Consider the following 17,548-nt stretch of genomic DNA (forward strand, 5'->3'; position numbering starts at 1 on the left):
AATTGCAGGTTTAGAAGATAAAAAGGGATGTTCCGAAAAGCAAGCTTGCTTTGGAACATCCTTTTTAATGGCCGTTTTCCTGTTACTCTCCAACAAGCTCCATTTCAGCAATTCTCCAACGATCCCATTGAGAGCCTCTAACTAACGTAAAATAACAGACTCTTTGATAGTTCTTCCCTTTTTCTGTATAGGAGAGTTGCACAGGGATGGTGACCGAGAACATATCGCTGGTTTGCTCTTCTGTTGTCATCTTATCTAAAAGTGGGTGCAACGGTTCACGAACATACACTGGATCATTCATGGATGCCAGAGAGCTTGGTGATCCAGCAACCAAAAAAGAAGCAAGAGGCTCTTCTTCTCGCAAGCAAGTGAGATAGTAATCAATAATTTGGAGAGGACTAGCCTCCCGCAAGGCAGAATAGAGTGTTCCAGCCGCTTTTCGAATCATAAATTGGTGGCCAGCATCCGGTTCGGGACGCTTATGAGTAGAGCTACCTAGGAAATGAATACAAAAATGCCCGTTAAATTGATTTCCAGCAATTCCATCACCACCGTGAGGCATCCCGTGCATAGAAGCTGCGTAATGCTGTCCGTTGATAGTTAGTAAAATGGCGCGCCTTTTCCAGCTCCATTTTCCTTGATATATCCTCTTCATAATGAAAGTATCTTGTTTCGTTAAAGGTTGTACGTCGGCATGATCACTACCAGCACGACGTTGTACACGGAATTGTTCACCTGATTCAATATCTGTGACAGTTCCGTATGACATACGCTTAAAGTTTCGTTGCACCTCATTCCACCCAGATAAGGTACCATAATGCTTCTGTTCTGTTAAAGAAACCCATTTTTCAAGGTGTTTACGTAACGGGTTCGTTAATAGTACTTCTTGAAATGAAGCCTGTTCAAATAGACGTTGCTCGTCACTATATAGATAACGATTTTTCTCCGTATAGATTATGGCTCGAATAAATTCCGGTTCAGAGCTTGAAATGCGTGGCCTAGCTTCAATTAGTTGTCCCCATTTTTCCCGACCTGTTACTGTCAGTTTGGATTGGAAAGTAGCATCTACAGAAGTTTTGACAATGATGGTCAACCCCCCTGAGGCAAGGAACCCGGAGCAAAGGGAGCGAGTTTATCTGTTTCTCTTACGTACGCATGATGTTTTCCAAAAACAGTGGAGGGGGAGAATAGCAAACAAAAGCAGATTAGCAGAAAATAGAGACTTGAAAAGGATTTCTTTTTCATAACATAGCCCCCTTTGAGATAACAAATCAAATGATTATAGCCATAGGATGCTTCCAGTTATCCATTTCATTCAAAGCTTGTCGTCCTTTACGAATGAACGGAATAGGTAAAATCGGGATACATACCACAATCATTAACATCGCATACTGTAGGGGACGGCCATGTGAAGGAGGAGTTCTTGTATGTCTTCAATGCCTGGAGGAAGCTACAAAGACCAGTTCCACCAACGCTTGTATGTTCAGCTTAACCAAGGTCATAACAAATTGGATTATCGAAGAATAAATAATATCGAAAAGCAAATGCAGAATGAAGTGGACGATTACGCTCACATGCTACATGACGCAGCAGATGAACTTGGTATGAACAAACATTAATTGGCCGTCCCACGTTTTTGAACGAGGCAGGAAAGCCTGTTGAGAAAATCTCAGCAGGCTTTTTCTGTGTTGGCCTTTGCGTTGGCCTTATCAATCAACAGATTAAACTTGAGAAAAATAATCGTAAAATGATGAAGAAATGGTTTTAAAAATGTTAGGGTTCGATTGTTTTTTCGGATTGGGTTATCAAACTTTCAACGGAAATGCATGTTCGCAATCTGTCTGGTTTGTGTTACAGTTAGAGGAAGACAGGAAGAAGCGGAGAGAATGTAATGCGGATAGTTGGAATTGACCCGGGGATTGCAATTGTCGGGTTTGGATTTATAGATAAAGAAGGAAGTTCCTTAAAGCCTGTGCAGTATGGTAGCATACAGACAGAAGCTCATACACCTGTGCCCCTACGCTTGCGCCAAGTGTATGATGCTACCATCGAGCTTTTAGATACGTATCAGCCTGATGAAATGGGCATAGAAAAATTATTTTTTAATCGAAATGTGACTACTGCTTTTACTGTAGGGCAGGCTCGTGGTGTCATTATTTTAGCTGCTGAGCAAAAAGGAGTCCCGGTTTTTGAATACACACCGATGCAAATCAAGCAAGCGGTAACTGGCTACGGTGGAGCTGAGAAAAAACAAATTCAAGAAATGGTACGGATGTTATTGAAGTTAAAGGAAGTACCAAAACCGGATGACGTAGCGGACGCATTGGGTGTAGCGATTACTCATGCTCAAAGCCGCACGTATTATGATATATCGGAAGGTGCAAAGAAATGATTGATTTTGTAGAGGGAATTGTCTCTTATATAGATACGGAATACGTTGTAGTGCAAGCAGGTGGGCTAGGTTACCGTGTTTTTTGTCCTAATCCTTATTATTTTGTGAAAGATGAAGGGAAATCTTGCCGCTTATTTACTCATTACCATGTACGTGAAGATGCGATTCATTTGTATGGATTTGCAACTAGAGACGAACGTGATTTATATCGCCGATTACTTGATGTGAATGGCATCGGACCAAAAGGAGCCTTGGCTATATTAGCTGGGGCTACACCTGACCAAATTGTCTCCGCTGTTCAACAAGAGAATGTGACCTACTTAACGAAGTTTCCTGGTATTGGGAAAAAGACAGCTCAGCGCATGATCTTAGATTTGAAAGATAAGTTGAAGGGATTTACACCATCTATGCTGGTTACGTCTGCACCAGAATCTTTATTGGTGAAGGGAAATTCCGACATGGCTGCGTTAGAAGAAGCCATGCAGGCATTGATGGCTTTAGGTTATTCAGACAACGAAACTCAAGGGATTCGTCCTAAATTGTTGGAATCAGCGAAGGCTGGGGCCAGTGTAGAACAATTGATTAAACAGGGGCTTGCGCTCTTTATGAGGGGATAAAAGATGGACGATAATCGGATTATTACGACCCACATGCAGTGGGAAGAAGATGCTAACGAATTTAGTTTGCGTCCTCGCTTCTTATCCGAATACATCGGGCAAAAGCAGGTAAAGGAGAATTTAAAGGTCTTTATCGAAGCTGCTAAAATGCGCAAAGAGGCGTTGGACCATGTACTATTATATGGACCTCCAGGTTTAGGAAAGACAACTTTATCCCAGATTATAGCTAATGAACTAGGTGTTAACTTAAAAACAACCTCTGGACCAGCCATTGAACGACCAGGTGATTTAGCTGCCATCCTTACGAATCTACAAGAAGGGGATGTACTGTTTATTGACGAGATACATAGACTCAATCGCAGTGTAGAAGAAGTCTTGTATCCAGCGATGGAGGATTTTGCTCTAGATATCATCATCGGAAAAGGGCCAAGTGCTCGCAATGTCCGCCTTGATCTACCTCCCTTCACATTGATAGGAGCTACGACGCGTGCGGGACTACTTTCATCTCCACTACGTGATCGATTTGGGGTCGTTAATCGTTTAGAATTCTATACAATTGAAGAATTAGCTTTCATTGTTTCGCGTGCAGCAGACATACTACAGATCGGTATGCAAGAAGGTGGAGCCCTGGAAATTTCCAAACGTTCGCGAGGTACACCGCGTATCGCCAATCGTTTATTAAAACGTGTCCGGGATTTTGCTCAAGTTCAGGGTGAAGGGATTATTACACAAGAAATTGCACATGAAGCTTTAGTAAGGCTTCAAGTGGATGCTTGCGGATTAGATCATATTGATCATAAATTACTTCTTGCCATCATTGAAAAATTTGCAGGCGGACCAGTAGGATTGGATACTATTGCAGCTACCATTGGAGAAGAATCTCAAACGATTGAAGATGTATGTGAGCCTTATTTGCTACAAATTGGGTTCATTCAGCGAACACCGCGTGGACGTATTGCGACACCAGCTTGTTACACGCATTTTCAACTCCCAATGCCCTCGGAGTCTTAGTAGGATATCTAACAGCAATGAATTGCGAAAAAGGAGATTAGAGAAACGTGGATGTAACTTTATTTGATTTTGATCTGCCAGAAGAGTTGATTGCCCAGCATCCACTAGAGGATCGCACAGGGTCTCGCTTGCTTGTTCTTGATAAACAAACAGGTGAAGTAACTCATCAGCAGTTTACGGATTTAATTACGTATTTAGAAGCGGGGGACGTGCTGGTTGTAAACGACAGTCGCGTGTTGCCCGCCCGTTTGATTGGCGTAAAAAGTGAGACAGGGGCTAAAATTGAGATTCTGTTACTTAAATCGCTAGGTGATGATCGTTGGGAAACCTTGGCACGTCCAGGGAAGCGATTTAAAGTAGGAGCTGAGATAGAGTTTGGTGATGGTATGCTTCGCTGTGTCTGTGAGGAGATTACACCAACAGGAGGCCGCATTGTTCGATTTTCTTACGAGGGAATTTTCTATGAGATTTTAGATCGATTAGGTTCAATGCCTTTGCCACCATATATTCATGAACAATTAGACGATCGAGAACGGTATCAGACTGTTTACTCTAAAGAGTTAGGATCTGCTGCAGCACCGACAGCGGGCTTACATTTTACGCAAGATTATTTGAAACAGCTTCAGGAAAAAGGAATTAAAGTAGCCTATGTTACTTTACACGTTGGATTAGGAACATTCCGTCCTGTAGAAGCAGATGTAATTGAAGAGCACGTTATGCATGCGGAGCATTATCAATTAACACAGGAAATGGCTGATTTGATCAATAGTGCAAAAGAAGCAGGTAAGCGAGTCATTGCTGTTGGAACTACATCTTGTAGAACGTTAGAGACTATTGCAAAAGAACATGGTGGAAAGCTGGTTGCTCAGTCTGGTTGGACAGATATTTTTATGTATCCTGGTTATGAGTTTGCGATTATTGACGGGCTCCTTACTAATTTCCATTTACCTAAATCAACCCTGGTCATGCTTATTAGTGCCTTGGCTGGACGTGAAAATGTTCTTCGTGCTTATCAGGATGCGATTGTCCGTAAGTATCGTTTCTTTAGCTTTGGAGATGCGATGTTAATTAAATAAAAGAATTTTTATGCGTTTTCTTGTGATTCATGATAAGACCTTTTATAATAGATAAGACGTAGGAAAAACATGCTAAGAAACAGATGGTGTTCACATCTGGTTATTGAGGAGTGCAGATACTTTGGCAGTACGCTACGAATTAATTAAAACGTGCAAACAGACGGGCGCACGACTGGGACGAGTTCATACCCCGCATGGTACTTTTGAAACCCCAGCATTCATGCCGGTTGGGACTCAAGCCACAGTTAAAACCATGTCCCCAGAAGAAGTCAGCGGGATGGGCGCTAACATTATTTTGAGTAATACGTATCATCTATTCTTGCGTCCGGGTCACCAGATCGTTAAAGAAGCAGGTGGCTTGCATAAATTTATGAACTGGAACGGAGCTATTTTAACAGATAGTGGTGGATTTCAGGTATTTAGTTTAAGCAACTTACGTAAGATTACAGAAGAGGGAGTATCCTTTCGCTCTCACTTAAATGGGGAAAAGCTGTTTATTGGACCTGAAGAGGCAATGCAAATTCAAAATGCACTTGGTGCCGATATCATGATGGCTTTTGATGAGTGTGCCCCGTATCCAGCTGAGTACGATTATGTGAAAAAATCGATGGAGAGAACAACCCGTTGGGCAGAGCGTTGTTTGAATGCGCATGAGCGTAAGGACGATCAAGCTTTATTCGGGATTGTACAAGGTGGTATGTTCCAGGATTTACGGGAACAAAGCGCACGTGATCTTGTACAGATGGATTTTCCAGGGTATGCCATCGGTGGACTTAGCGTAGGAGAACCATTCCCGCTGATGTATGAAGTGCTAGATTACACAGTTCCATTGTTACCGGATAATAAACCTCGCTATTTAATGGGGGTAGGTTCTCCAGATGCTCTCATTGAGGGTGCACTTCGTGGAATTGATATGTTTGACTGTGTGTTACCAACTCGTATAGCGCGAAATGGGACATGCATGACGAGCCAAGGAAGATTAGTCGTTCGCAATGCTAAATTTGCGCGTGATTTTACTCCACTTGACCCTAATTGCGATTGCTACACGTGCAAAAATTATACGCGTGCTTACATTCGTCATTTGATCAAAGCTGAAGAGACCTTTGGTATACGTTTAACTACGCATCACAACCTGCACTTCCTCATTAAATTGATGGAAAAAGTGCGCCAAGCGATCCGTGAAGATCGTTTGGGAGATTTCAGGGACCAGTTTTTTGCCCAATATGGTTTGGGTGAAAATAGATCTTTCTAAGAACTAAGGAGGATGAACCATGCAAGGTTTAGGTGGATTGTTGCCGATTATTATTATGTTTGTGATCTTTTACTTTTTGTTGATTCGCCCTCAACAAAAACGTAATAAAGAGCGCAATGCTATGTTGGTAGCTATGAAAAAAGGGGATCGCGTTGTAACAATTGGAGGACTGCATGGCACTATCCAAGACATTACTGACGATACACTTATTTTGAAGGTTTCACACAATGTACACATGACGTTCGACCGCGGTGCAGTAAACTCTGTTACCGTTTCTAACCCTACTAAAGAAGTAGCGGAAACGAAAAAAGAGGAATTGGAAGCACCTGCAGAAGATACGAAATAAATCATAAACACAAAAAAGCTGTTAGCGTATTGCTAACAGCTTTTTCCTTTGCAAAAGAACAAGCCTGTGCAATTCACCAGATCGAAGTTATCGCCGATTGGACGTATTAACACCAAAAACACCACCAATCCCTGCGATAAGAAAGGCAAAAAGAGTATACAATAAGGTTGAAAGATTAATTGGTGCATTAAAGCCTAAAAACCCTATCAGTAAGACGAGAAAGAAATAGCCTAAACCGGTTAATCCTCCATAATACCAGCCGCTTGCTCCGCATCTTCGCCCCGTTACAAAGCCGCCAATCAACAAGCTACAAATGTTAATGACATAGCTAAAGTAGGGTAGTGAGCTTTCCTTTACATTGGTAAAGGAAAGAAGTAATGCAGCAAAAATAGAACCAAGTAAGACAAGGCCAAGCGTTAGAAATAATCCCGTCATCACCGAGGCGGAATGACTGCGCATAACACGATCCCATCCTCTCTTTATGATTCACTTTCTTACTACCATCTATATGAGAGGCTTGACAGGCTTATTCATCTCTTGATTGAACATCGTCGCGAATTTTCGTATGATGGATAAGGGAAAAAGACGGGGGTGAGGATACCGATGATAAAAACCTATTTTTATAATCATTCCGAACAAAAGATGATCCATGATGTAGATTTAACAACTAAGGATAAATGGCTGAAATCTCCAGAGGATTTATTGTGGATTGATCTGTATGATGTGGGGAATCAGGAACTGCATTATATTGCGAAAATTTTTGAGTTCCATCCATTGGCCATTGAGGACTGTTTGCACGTCAGCCCACGTGCGAAAGTGGATAAATATGATGACTACTATTTTTTCGTTTTTCACGCATTACGTTATAATGAGGAAAGCGACACCGAGATTACGACAGTAGAGCTTAATGTTTTTCTTGGTCCTAATTACATTGTTACTATTCATAAATCACCAATGATTACGATTGGGCGTATCGCAGCTCAATGTCATCGAAGCAATTACTTCTTAAATCGAGGACCAGATTATTTGTTGTATGCAATTGTTGACGGGATTACCGATGAATATTTTCCAATCATGGACCGTATAAGTGTTCGTATTGATGATTTGGAGGATGAAATGTACGAGCACCAAACAGAAGAAATTACGGAGGAATTCTTAGCGTTAAAACGTACATTGATTTTAATTCGTCGAGTGATCTTGCCACAAAAGCGGATTTTTGCCAATGTAAACGGTCGATACTCCTTCGACATCTCAGAGGAAAATGTTCCGTTCTATGTTGACTTAACCGATCACTTGGAACGAATTGTTGACTCAACAGAAACATTTCGAGATTTAGTAAACGGTGCACTTGATACTTATTACACGATTATTACGGGCAGAAGTAACGAAACAGTACGTATCCTAACCATTATTTCTACTGTGATTCTGCCACTAACCTTTATCACAGGCATTTTTGGGATGAACACCTTTGGGTGGATGGGGGATAAGGCAGAGCCTGTCATGTTTGTCATCGCATTCGGTTCAATGATTTTATTGACGTCATGGATGCTCTATGTCTTTAAAAAGAAAAAATGGCTATAACAGAAAGGAAAAGAGAGGGACGCATAAGGTAGGATGTACCCGTGGACACTACTAGATAAGGTAGATGAACATGTGGGAGGTCTTATACCGTGGAGCTAGTAACCATACTTATGCGTACCCTCTTTAGTTATTTTTTCCTCCTACTCATCATGAGGCTGATGGGCAAAAGAGAACTGGGGCAAATGTCTTTGTTTGATGTTGTTATTTCTATCATGCTGGCAGAAATGGCAGTACTTGCCATTGATCAGGTTAATAAACCACTTCTGCACATGTTTTCGCCCATGATCCTTATTATGCTGTTGGAAATTGGAATGGCGTATTTGTTTATGAAAAGTAAAAAGATCAGGAATTTCGTTAACGGAGAAGCAGATGTTTTGATTGCAAATGGTGAAATAAGAGAAGAAGCGATGAAAAAAAACCGACTCAACTTAGATGACCTATTGATTCATTTACGTCAAGAAAATATAAAAAACCTAGCTGATGTTGAATTTGCCATATTGGAAACGACAGGAAAGGTCAGTGTATTCACGAAACCAGAAAAGCCGCCTGTTACCTTGCAGGATTTAGGTCTACAAGAAAAGAAACCTCAAAAATCCTCACGTGGCCTGAATGTTGTTTTTCCTATTCCCTTAATCATGGATGGTGAAGTGCAGGTTGATGCTGTGGATAAAATAGGTAAAAATATGTTTTGGCTCAAACAGGAATTAAAAAAGCTAGGCATTCGTCATGCGAACGAGATTATGTTTTGTAGCATTGATGAACAAGGTAAGCTGTTTGTAAATAAAACCCAAAACCCCCGCAAATAATTACCTGCGGGGGAAAAACATGCTTAATTGCTCGCCAATCCAAGGAATGCGTGCTACATCTTGCTTACCAAGTACCTTCATGCTAACAAGTAATATCATATAGAGAAACATAGAAGCAGAAGAGCATATCATTAACATTTGGAGTAAACCAGTATCTTTGAACCAGTGCTCAGACATATACGTACTGCAATATCCGATAGCTAGCATAGCTAAGCCAATTTTTACGAATTCGGCAACCTGAATAGTAAAACCAATACCTTTGACAAGGCTAGCAAAATGGAGCATTGTAACTAACGTAATGTTTAAATTTAGCGCAATGATCGCTCCATTAATTCCAAATTCAGGACGAGATGTCAGTAGAAACATCGATGCAATTTTGACGATTGTTCCAATCAGGGTATTACGGAACACAACATGTGCTTGATCTAAACCCTGAAGAGCGGCAGCTAATGGAGCTTGGAAAAACAAAAATACGGAAAATGGTGCTAATTGCTTTAATAATAATCCTACCTCAGCTTGCTTGTATAATAGTTGACAGAGAGGCTCGGCAAATACATATAATAAAACAGCACAGGGAGCTCCAATGACTAGCGTGATCCGCATTGCTTGATAAATGCGGCGATGAACTAGCCTGCTGTTCTTCTCAAAAGCAGCTTCTGCTACAGCAGGAACCATTGAAATGGATAACGAATAGGTAAGAAAAGTAGGGAAAAGTAACAGGGGAACAGCCATTCCAGAAAATTGACCATATAAGGAGGTCGCCTGAATGGTTTTATACCCTGCTAGTATGAGAGCATAGGGGACAAGCATTGGTTCCATCACATAAGCAATAGAACCTACTACGCGGCTCATCGTGACCGGTAGGGATACATGTAAGAGTTGCTTGATAGCTGGAGAGCTTTTTTGAAACAATGCTCTTCGTGATCCAGGTCTCTTTAGCAGATCTCCCAGTTCACGCCTGTTTTTTTTATAATTCCATACCATGTATAAAAGCCCAGCTAGCTCGCCCAATAAGATGCTACCAACTGCGCCAATGGTAGCAAAAAGAATTCCGTAAGGGGCAAGCGTGATAGTCATACCTATCACTATCAGAATACGGACTACTTGTTCAATTAATTGAGAGAGGGCTGTTGGCACCATATTTTGTTTTCCCTGGAAATAACCACGTAGGACAGCCGAGATACTAGCGATTGGTAAGATAGGTAAAGCTGTCAGCAATAACAAATGGGTTCGTGAGTCCGTAAAGAACAATTCTGTGAAAAAACGAGCACCAACAGCTAACAATAATGAGACTAGCGTGCTAAGTCCAGTTGTAATAGCTAATGCCAAGTATAAAAATCTTCTAGACTGCTGGCGATCTTTGGCTGCTTCCGCTTCTGCAACCTGTTTAGCGATGGCAACAGGCAGACCAAATGTAGTAATGGTAATCAGAAAGTAGAGAAGTGGGACGATCATTTGATACAGACCCATACCTTCTGCACCAATCAAGCGGGAAAGAATAATGCGATGGGCGAAACCGAGAACCTTAGTAATGGCGCCTGCTACGATGAGTACCATGGTACCGTAAAAAAAGGATTTTTTCATAGGGATAGCCCCTTCTCTTTAACATTTACCTGTAAGCTTTAATGACTACACTATTACCATATGGACGTGCCACCTAGGGCATGACTAGATTTTATGTGTGGGAGAAAGATTTTAAAACAACTAAGGTCACGTAAAGAGGTGTAGAAATATGGAAAATAGAGAGAATATGGTGAGCTTTATCGAGGTTGAAAAATATCAGGAAATGTTAGTTTTATGTAAAAGTAAAGCAGAGGAATTTTTGATTCTCGGCTACGATAACATTACTCCTGAAGAGGTATGGGATTGTGTCATATCAACCTACAAAGGAGAGGAACGGCCCACCCTACATCGTCTCGTTAACGATATCCTTTCCTTAAAAATTAGCAAATATATGAACTATGTAATGATTAATATGTATAAAAATAACGGGGTAATTTGACATGCATTTTTCTACAAGTCTATAATGGGCATATTGATTCTTTGAATTGGGATATTTGCGTATGAACGCTTGGTATCCATTGGGAAAGGGGCATTATGTTAGATGATAAAGTGGAGTAGATTTGTTCTCTTCCTACTGGTGATCGGACTCTTAGGTACGCTCATGGCCACTACTACCACAAAAGTAGCGGGTAATATCGTACTTGGTCTTGACTTAAGAGGCGGATTTGAAATTTTGTATGAAGTAGAACCTCTTGATGCAACACACAAAACAAACACTGAACTACTTGCAGCAACAGCTCAGATGATTGAAAAACGTGTAAATATTGGTGGGGTTTCTGAACCAGAGGTAACAATTGAGAAACCTAACCGCGTACGCGTGAAATTAGCAGGGGTTACCGATCCTGAGAAGCTACGTACATTGATCGGGAAACCAGCCGTATTGACGTTCCGTGACATGACAGGTGAAGTTGTGATGCGTGGACAAGACCTAGCACCTGGTGGAGCAGCTGTTGGCTACGGTGAGCTAAACGAACCGCTTGTTACTCTAAAGTTTGCCAATCCGGAAAAGTTTGCTGAAGTAACTCGTAACAATGTAGGAAAACCAGTTGCCATCTTTTTAGATGAAAACCTGTTAACAAATCCTACGATTCAACAGGTTATTACTGGTGGTAGTGCGCAAATAACGGGTAAATACACAAAAGAAGAAGCACGTGAATTAGCAGAAACGTTAAATGCCGGTTCACTACCAGCTAAATTAATTGAAAAGCAAGTAACGGCAGTAGGAGCAAGCCTCGGTGATCTTGCTTTGAAAAAGACGATTAACGCAGGCTATATCGGTGGAGCACTAATTTTTATCTTTATGCTTTTTGTATACCGTGTTCCTGGTATGATTGCAAATATCACTTTAACAGCGTTTATTTACGTATGTTTAGTAGTTTTACAATGGATGCATGCTACGCTTACGTTACCAGGTATTGCCGGCTTTATTTTGGCCGTAGGTATGGCGGTAGATGCTAACATTATTACCTATGAACGTATTCGAGAGGAAATTATGACAGGTAAAACGATTCTGTCTTCTTTCCGTGCAGGTGAACGTCGCTCATTGATTACGATCATTGATTCACATGTTACTACCTTGATTGCGTGTGTCGTGCTCTTTTACTTTGGGACGAGCTCCATTCAAGGTTTCGCGATTATCCTAGCAATGACTCTTATTGTAAGCTTGATTACCAACGTGTTTGGCTCTCGCTTTTTGCTATGGTTGCTTCTTCGTTCCAATGCGTTTAAGAAGCCTCGCTGGTTTGGTGTAAAGGAGAGTGAAATCGGTGAACTCTAAGGAAAAAGATATTGTTAAATTTGATATTGTTAAAAACCGACACAAATTCTATTGGTTTTCAGGTATCTTATTAGTCCTAGGTTTAGCTTCGATGCTAATGTTTGGTCTAAATAAAGGCGTTGATTTCACAGCAGGTACTCGTTTGGACCTATTTATTAACAAACAGTTTAATGAAGCAGATGTTCAACAAATTATTACAAAAGTAATGCCTGATGTTCATTTTAAAGATGTAACGAAGTATGGTAATAATAAAGAATTTGCAACAACAACGTTTACAGAAACCATCACTCCAGAAAAATTAAAAGAGATTGAGGCCGCTGTAAAAGCAAAATACGGTGATCAGGTAACGAAGCAGGAATCTACGGTTGACCCTGTGATTGCTAATGAGCTAGTAAATAAAGCCATTATCGCTGTTTTAGTTGCTTCTGCCGGGATTGTTGTCTATATTGCCATTCGATTCCAATTCTTATTTGGGATTGCTTGCGTTATCTCCATTTTACATGATGCTTTTATCCCGATTGCGTTGTTCTCCTTGTTCCGTTTGGAAGTTGATTTAACGTTTATTGCGGCGATTTTAACGATCGTGGGTTATTCTATCAATGATACGATTGTTATCTTTGACCGTATCCGTGAGAATATGCGTACAATGAAAACAAAAACCATTGAGGACTTAGAGCACATGGTAAACGTGAGCTTGTGGCAAAGTATGCGCCGCTCTATCTTTACTGTTTTGACCGTGTTCATTACGGCTGCTGCGATTGCTATTTTTGGTAGCGAAGGCATTCGTAACTTCTCCTTGGCTCTTATTTTCGGTTTGATCAGTGGTACGTATTCCTCAATCTTTATCGCTGCACAGATTTGGGTATCCATGAAAGAACGTGAAATGAAGAAAAAAGCATTGAAAGCTACTCCTAATGAGAACTAAATTGGATAGAATAAACCGTGGGGGATGTCCCCTGCGGTTTTTTTCATTCTCAAAGTACATACAATATATACAAGAGGAGGAAACCAGATGGAAAATCGTTTGGCAAAGGCTCAGTTTGCTGCATGGATAGGTATTGTTGGCAATCTGTTGCTCGCACTAGTCAAATTACTTGTTGGCATGGTAGCTGATTCGAGAGCGATGGTAGCTGATGCTGTTCATTCTGCATCTGATATAATTGGATCAGTTGCTGTTTTAATAGGGCTTCGCGCAGCGGAGGCACCTCCTGATCAGGATCATCCGTATGGGCACGGAAAAGCAGAATCTATTTCAGCTATTATCGTATCTATCTTACTTGCTATTGTGGGCTTTGAAATTGCTTATTCATCGTATAAATCGCTTTATGAACCGCTTGAGCCTCCCGGAATGTTAGCGGTATGGACGGCATTAGGCTCGATGGCTATAAAAGAATGGATGTTTCGATATAAGTATCATTTAGGAAAGAAATTGAATAGCCAATCATTAATTGCGAATGCTTGGGAGCATCGCTCTGATGTATATTCTTCGTTTGCTGCGTTAATTGGTGTTGGTGGAGCTATCCTGGGGGAAAAAATGGGGGTAGCTTGGACCGTGTATCTTGATCCAATTGCTGGGATTTTTGTATCCTTCCTTGTATTACAAACGGCCTACCATATTTTAAAGGAATCGATTCATTCAACGATGGATCATGTGTTGCATGAAGAAGATGCCTTGCCGTTGCGTGAAACAGTTATGGAGGTTGAGGGAGTGTTACGAATTGATGAGTTGTGGGCTAGAGAAACTGGTCACTATCAAATTGTTGATATTAAGATTTCAGTTGACCCGTACATAACTGTAGAGGATGGGCATCGAATCGGGAAAAATGTAAAACGAGACTTAATGGAGAAACATCAGGATATTCGAAATGTGTTTGTTCACATTAATCCATATGATGAAAAAGGAAAGTCATGGGATGAGGAATCCGCTCAGACTCGTAGATAATGCAGTTATTATTGGTTTTTTTCACAAGCCAAACTTCTTGGTGAAATGATTTTCTTAAAACATACGCTGTTTTGCGTTTATAAGAATGCTTGGCATGCCCTCTATTTCTTTATATAATGGATGAGGATTGGAGGGCTGCCTCATGCTACAAGCGAAATCGCGATGGCAACTCACCCCATATGACGAAGCAATAAGTGCAGAGATTGCCCAAGCGTGTGGGATATCACCTCTGCTGGCACGTTTGCTCGTTCAAAGAGGGATGGATACGTCACAAAAGGCACGTGACTTTTTGCATGTGAGTCCAGAACAGCTACATGATCCATTTTTATTGGATGGCATGGACAAAAGCGTGCATCGAATCCAACAGGCGATTGAGCGCCAGGAACCGATTTGTATATATGGAGACTATGATGCGGATGGAGTTAGCTCCACTGCTTTGATGGTGCATTTGTTACGAAAATTGGGAGCCACATTTGATTATTATATACCGAATCGTTTTAAAGAAGGATACGGATTAAACCAAACAGCGTTGTCATACATTTATTACAGCGGTTTTCGGCTTGTCGTGACTGTAGATACTGGTATTAGTGCGGTAGAGCAGGTAGCGCATGGAAATCAGCTGGGGCTTGATATCATCGTGACGGATCACCATGAACCACCTGAGCTTCTACCTGATGCGTTTGCGGTAATGAATCCTAAAAAACCGGGCTGTTCCTACCCATTTGACATGCTGGCTGGGGTTGGTGTTGCCTTTAAGCTGGCACATGCCCTGTTAAAAGAACCTCCGATGGATTTAATCGATTTGGCAGCAATAGGAACGATTGCTGACCTTGTACCCTTAGTCGATGAAAATAGGGTATTAGCAAGCTTAGGATTGCAACGATTAAACCGAACACACAATGTAGGCATCCAAGCTTTACTTGATGTGTGCGGCCTTCAGGAGAAAGAGATTACTGCGGGACATGTAGGCTTTGCTATTGGTCCGCGTATCAATGCAGGTGGACGACTAGAAACAGCAGAAGCAGCGGTCAAATTGCTCGTGTCAGAGGATGTACAGGAAGCGAAGGAGCAAGCGGAAGTACTCGATGAGTTGAACCGTGAACGCCAAGAGCTAGTTCAAGCAATGGCAGAAGAAGCAATTGAAATGGTAGAACAGTTATATCCTGCTGATCAAAATGGAGTGCTGGTCGTAGCCAAAGAGGGATGGAACGTTGGAGTTGTTGGTATTGTCGCTTCTCGCTTAGTAGAGAAATTCTATCGACCTGCTATCGTCCTTGGTATCGATTCTGAAAAAGGCACAGCTAAAGGCTCGGCTCGAAGCATTGCTGGCTTTGACATGTATGAGGCATTGACAGCGTGCAAGGAACTTCTACCACATTATGGTGGGCACACAATGGCAGCAGGTATGACATTGCCTGTAGAGAATGTAGATTTGCTTCGCAAGGCGTTGCATCGTATATCACAAGAATGGTTACAACCAGAAGACTTCATTCCGAAAACAAGAGTAGATCTTGAAGTGGCCTTTGATGAAATGAGTCTAGATCTTGCTATAGAACTGGAAGCTTTAGCTCCATTCGGCATGGGTAACCCTACTCCAATGCTTGTCTGTGAAGAAGTCGGGCATCAAGGTATGCGTAAAATTGGCAAGGATGAGACACATCTTAAATGTGTATTATCGCAGGAGAAATCGCAACTAGATGCTATCGGCTTTGGTTTTGCCCAAATTATGGAACGCGTAGCCCCAACATCAAAGCTTTCAGTGCTTGGTGAATTGCAGATTAATGAATGGAATGGGTTACGAAAGCCTCAATTCTTGCTTCGTGATGTAGCGGTAAAGCATAAACAGATTTTTGACTGGCGGGGCTCGCGTGATAAAGAGAAAAAATGGCTGGATAAGATAGCTACGGATGAATTGATTACAATTACATTCCAAGAAGCTAATCATCAACGTTTGTACTCTTTACTTGCGAGTCAACAGTTGCTACAAAGGTCACTCCTTTATGTAACGAATGCGGGAGAGATACAAGGTGACTGGAAAGAAGGATGTCGCTCGATCGTTTTATATGATCTTCCTTCTTCTAAATCTGCTTTGGGACAAGCTATGGCTACGTTACATGAAATGGATTCAGTGTACTGCTTATTTGGAGAAGCGGATGAGGCTTTTGAATTGCTGCATGTACCGAGCCGAGAAGATTTTAAAGCGCTGTATCAAATTTTTCGACAATATGGTAAAATCAACAAGGCTCATCTTGATGCATTAGCTAAAAAATTGAAGTTAAAGCGTTCCATTGTGGAGCGAATGCTTACTATTTTTATAGAGCTCCGTTTTATTGAAGATAGCGAGCAAGCGTATCTATTGCATCCAGAACCGGCTAAAGCGCCTTTAGATACTTCTTCGCGATACCAAGACTGGCGCGAGGAAGCCGAGCTACACGCCGAACTGCTCCTTTCTAATCATGATGGACTTGGAAAATATTTGGATATGCTTCATCAGCCTTAGAAGAAGAGCACCCAACTTACTTTGTTTTTATTCTTTTGTAGGAGGCATTCCTTAATGAACTTTAAAGATTATATTCGCGTGATTCCAGATTACCCACAACCAGGGATTCGTTTCAAAGATATTACTACCCTATTAAAAGATGGCCCTGTATATAAAGCGGCAATCAATGAACTAAAAACATTTGCTGATACCCTAAATGTGGATGTAATCGCAGGACCGGAAGCGCGTGGTTTTGTTGTAGGAGCACCGCTGTCATATGCGATGAATGTTGGATTTATTCCGATTCGCAAGGCAAACAAATTACCTTACAAGGCTATTCAAGCTGATTATAGCCTAGAGTACGGCAGTGATGCATTAGCAATGCATGAAGATGCAATCAAGCCTGGTGACCGTGTATTGATTGCTGACGACTTACTTGCAACAGGCGGTACGATCGAGACATCAATCAACCTTGTTGAACAATTAGGCGGAATCGTAGTAGGGGCTGTATTCTTAATTGAATTGAGCTATCTCGATGGTCGTGAAAAACTAGGTGACATCCCAGTTTCTTCTTTAATCACATACTAAAATTTTGTATAAAAACCTCTGTGAGCCTTTCGCTTGCAGAGGTTTTTTGTGGATTTGCCTGAGAAACTCGAAAAGAAAGTGTCTATTTTGTGAGTTTTAAGTAGAGAATGGAAGATTA

18 protein-coding genes are annotated in these 17,548 nt (G+C 41.3%); 15 read left to right on the forward strand and 3 right to left on the reverse strand.

Features of this window, described 5'->3' with window-relative positions; translation table 11 throughout:
• Positions 1-82: 82 nt before the first annotated feature.
• A complete protein-coding gene (locus BrL25_RS16975) occupies positions 83-1,093 on the reverse strand; it encodes a hypothetical protein (protein WP_236848049.1) in 1,011 nt (336 codons plus the stop codon).
• A 334-nt stretch (positions 1,094-1,427) separates the two neighbouring features.
• On the opposite strand from BrL25_RS16975, the gene BrL25_RS16980 reads away from it, so the two are divergent.
• The 7 genes from BrL25_RS16980 to yajC all read left to right on the forward strand — a co-directional run bounded on the left by BrL25_RS16980 (position 1,428) and on the right by yajC (position 6,694).
• Positions 1,428-1,619, forward strand: a complete 192-nt coding sequence (locus BrL25_RS16980) for a hypothetical protein (protein WP_018672225.1) — start codon at positions 1,428-1,430, stop codon at positions 1,617-1,619.
• Between the two features lie 272 nt (positions 1,620-1,891).
• Positions 1,892-2,392: a crossover junction endodeoxyribonuclease RuvC gene (gene ruvC / locus BrL25_RS16985; RefSeq protein ID WP_018672224.1), complete on the forward strand. Its 501-nt coding sequence runs from the start codon at positions 1,892-1,894 to the stop codon at positions 2,390-2,392.
• Positions 2,389-3,009, forward strand: coding sequence for a Holliday junction branch migration protein RuvA (gene ruvA / locus BrL25_RS16990; RefSeq protein WP_018672223.1), 621 nt, complete (start codon positions 2,389-2,391; stop codon positions 3,007-3,009). The genes ruvC and ruvA overlap by 4 nt, the downstream gene beginning before the upstream one ends.
• A 3-nt stretch (positions 3,010-3,012) precedes the next feature.
• Positions 3,013-4,020: a Holliday junction branch migration DNA helicase RuvB gene (gene ruvB, locus BrL25_RS16995; protein ID WP_018672222.1), complete on the forward strand. Its 1,008-nt coding sequence runs from the start codon at positions 3,013-3,015 to the stop codon at positions 4,018-4,020.
• A 47-nt stretch (positions 4,021-4,067) separates the two neighbouring features.
• Positions 4,068-5,096: a tRNA preQ1(34) S-adenosylmethionine ribosyltransferase-isomerase QueA gene (gene queA / locus BrL25_RS17000; protein WP_018672221.1), complete on the forward strand. Its 1,029-nt coding sequence runs from the start codon at positions 4,068-4,070 to the stop codon at positions 5,094-5,096.
• Positions 5,097-5,217: 121 nt separating this feature from the next.
• The gene (gene tgt, locus BrL25_RS17005; protein ID WP_018672220.1) at positions 5,218-6,348 is read left to right on the forward strand and encodes a tRNA guanosine(34) transglycosylase Tgt; all 1,131 of its coding nucleotides are present in this window, start codon (positions 5,218-5,220) and stop codon (positions 6,346-6,348) included.
• Between the two features lie 19 nt (positions 6,349-6,367).
• On the forward strand, positions 6,368-6,694 hold the full coding sequence (gene yajC, locus BrL25_RS17010) for a preprotein translocase subunit YajC (protein WP_018672219.1): 327 nt from the start codon (positions 6,368-6,370) through the stop codon (positions 6,692-6,694).
• An 87-nt stretch (positions 6,695-6,781) separates the two neighbouring features.
• On the opposite strand, the gene BrL25_RS17015 is transcribed toward yajC, so the two are convergent.
• Positions 6,782-7,153, reverse strand: coding sequence for a TIGR04086 family membrane protein (locus BrL25_RS17015; RefSeq protein WP_018672218.1), 372 nt, complete (start codon positions 7,151-7,153; stop codon positions 6,782-6,784).
• A gap of 144 nt (positions 7,154-7,297) precedes the next feature.
• Here BrL25_RS17015 and corA point away from each other — a divergent pair, with 144 nt between their 5' ends.
• Positions 7,298-8,275: a magnesium/cobalt transporter CorA gene (corA, locus tag BrL25_RS17020; protein WP_018672217.1), complete on the forward strand. Its 978-nt coding sequence runs from the start codon at positions 7,298-7,300 to the stop codon at positions 8,273-8,275.
• Positions 8,276-8,364: 89 nt separating this feature from the next.
• Positions 8,365-9,081 (forward strand): DUF421 domain-containing protein, encoded by a 717-nt coding sequence (locus BrL25_RS17025; protein WP_018672216.1) that lies wholly within the window; start codon positions 8,365-8,367, stop codon positions 9,079-9,081.
• Here the strand turns inward: BrL25_RS17025 and spoVB are convergent, their stop codons facing one another.
• A complete protein-coding gene (gene spoVB / locus BrL25_RS17030; protein ID WP_018672215.1) occupies positions 9,082-10,665 on the reverse strand; it encodes a stage V sporulation protein B in 1,584 nt (527 codons plus the stop codon).
• 148 nt (positions 10,666-10,813) lie between these two features.
• Here spoVB and BrL25_RS17035 point away from each other — a divergent pair, with 148 nt between their 5' ends.
• From BrL25_RS17035 to BrL25_RS17060, 6 genes are all read left to right on the forward strand, one after another.
• Entirely contained in the window at positions 10,814-11,083 is a 270-nt protein-coding gene (locus BrL25_RS17035; RefSeq protein ID WP_018672214.1) for a post-transcriptional regulator, read from the forward strand.
• Between the two features lie 102 nt (positions 11,084-11,185).
• The gene (gene secD / locus BrL25_RS17040) at positions 11,186-12,421 is read left to right on the forward strand and encodes a protein translocase subunit SecD (RefSeq protein ID WP_018672213.1); all 1,236 of its coding nucleotides are present in this window, start codon (positions 11,186-11,188) and stop codon (positions 12,419-12,421) included.
• Entirely contained in the window at positions 12,411-13,346 is a 936-nt protein-coding gene (gene secF, locus BrL25_RS17045) for a protein translocase subunit SecF (RefSeq protein WP_018672212.1), read from the forward strand. The genes secD and secF overlap by 11 nt, the downstream gene beginning before the upstream one ends.
• An 87-nt stretch (positions 13,347-13,433) precedes the next feature.
• Positions 13,434-14,363 (forward strand): cation diffusion facilitator family transporter, encoded by a 930-nt coding sequence (locus BrL25_RS17050; protein ID WP_018672211.1) that lies wholly within the window; start codon positions 13,434-13,436, stop codon positions 14,361-14,363.
• 142 nt (positions 14,364-14,505) lie between these two features.
• Positions 14,506-16,863, forward strand: coding sequence for a single-stranded-DNA-specific exonuclease RecJ (gene recJ / locus BrL25_RS17055; RefSeq protein ID WP_018672210.1), 2,358 nt, complete (start codon positions 14,506-14,508; stop codon positions 16,861-16,863).
• Between the two features lie 54 nt (positions 16,864-16,917).
• Positions 16,918-17,430: an adenine phosphoribosyltransferase gene (locus BrL25_RS17060; protein ID WP_003338338.1), complete on the forward strand. Its 513-nt coding sequence runs from the start codon at positions 16,918-16,920 to the stop codon at positions 17,428-17,430.
• The last annotated feature ends 118 nt before the right edge of the window (positions 17,431-17,548 follow it).

The sequence above is a fragment of the Brevibacillus laterosporus DSM 25 genome, assembly GCF_002706795.1.
GTDB classification, from domain to species: Bacteria; Bacillota; Bacilli; order Brevibacillales; family Brevibacillaceae; genus Brevibacillus_B; species Brevibacillus_B laterosporus.

Excerpts from the sequence above, each read along its gene's own strand:
- spoVB (WP_018672215.1), bottom strand. The coding sequence starts at position 10,665 with ATGAAAAAATCCTTTTTTTACGGTACCATGGTACTCATCGTAGCAGGC.
- ruvC (WP_018672224.1), top strand. The coding sequence starts at position 1,892 with ATGCGGATAGTTGGAATTGACCCGGGGATTGCAATTGTCGGGTTTGGA.
- BrL25_RS16980 (WP_018672225.1), top strand. The coding sequence starts at position 1,428 with ATGTCTTCAATGCCTGGAGGAAGCTACAAAGACCAGTTCCACCAACGC.
- BrL25_RS17035 (WP_018672214.1), top strand. The coding sequence starts at position 10,814 with ATGGAAAATAGAGAGAATATGGTGAGCTTTATCGAGGTTGAAAAATAT.
- ruvB (WP_018672222.1), top strand. The coding sequence starts at position 3,013 with ATGGACGATAATCGGATTATTACGACCCACATGCAGTGGGAAGAAGAT.
- yajC (WP_018672219.1), top strand. The coding sequence starts at position 6,368 with ATGCAAGGTTTAGGTGGATTGTTGCCGATTATTATTATGTTTGTGATC.
- recJ (WP_018672210.1), top strand. The coding sequence starts at position 14,506 with ATGCTACAAGCGAAATCGCGATGGCAACTCACCCCATATGACGAAGCA.
- ruvA (WP_018672223.1), top strand. The coding sequence starts at position 2,389 with ATGATTGATTTTGTAGAGGGAATTGTCTCTTATATAGATACGGAATAC.
- corA (WP_018672217.1), top strand. The coding sequence starts at position 7,298 with ATGATAAAAACCTATTTTTATAATCATTCCGAACAAAAGATGATCCAT.
- secD (WP_018672213.1), top strand. The coding sequence starts at position 11,186 with ATGATAAAGTGGAGTAGATTTGTTCTCTTCCTACTGGTGATCGGACTC.
- BrL25_RS17050 (WP_018672211.1), top strand. The coding sequence starts at position 13,434 with ATGGAAAATCGTTTGGCAAAGGCTCAGTTTGCTGCATGGATAGGTATT.
- BrL25_RS17015 (WP_018672218.1), bottom strand. The coding sequence starts at position 7,153 with ATGCGCAGTCATTCCGCCTCGGTGATGACGGGATTATTTCTAACGCTT.
- BrL25_RS17060 (WP_003338338.1), top strand. The coding sequence starts at position 16,918 with ATGAACTTTAAAGATTATATTCGCGTGATTCCAGATTACCCACAACCA.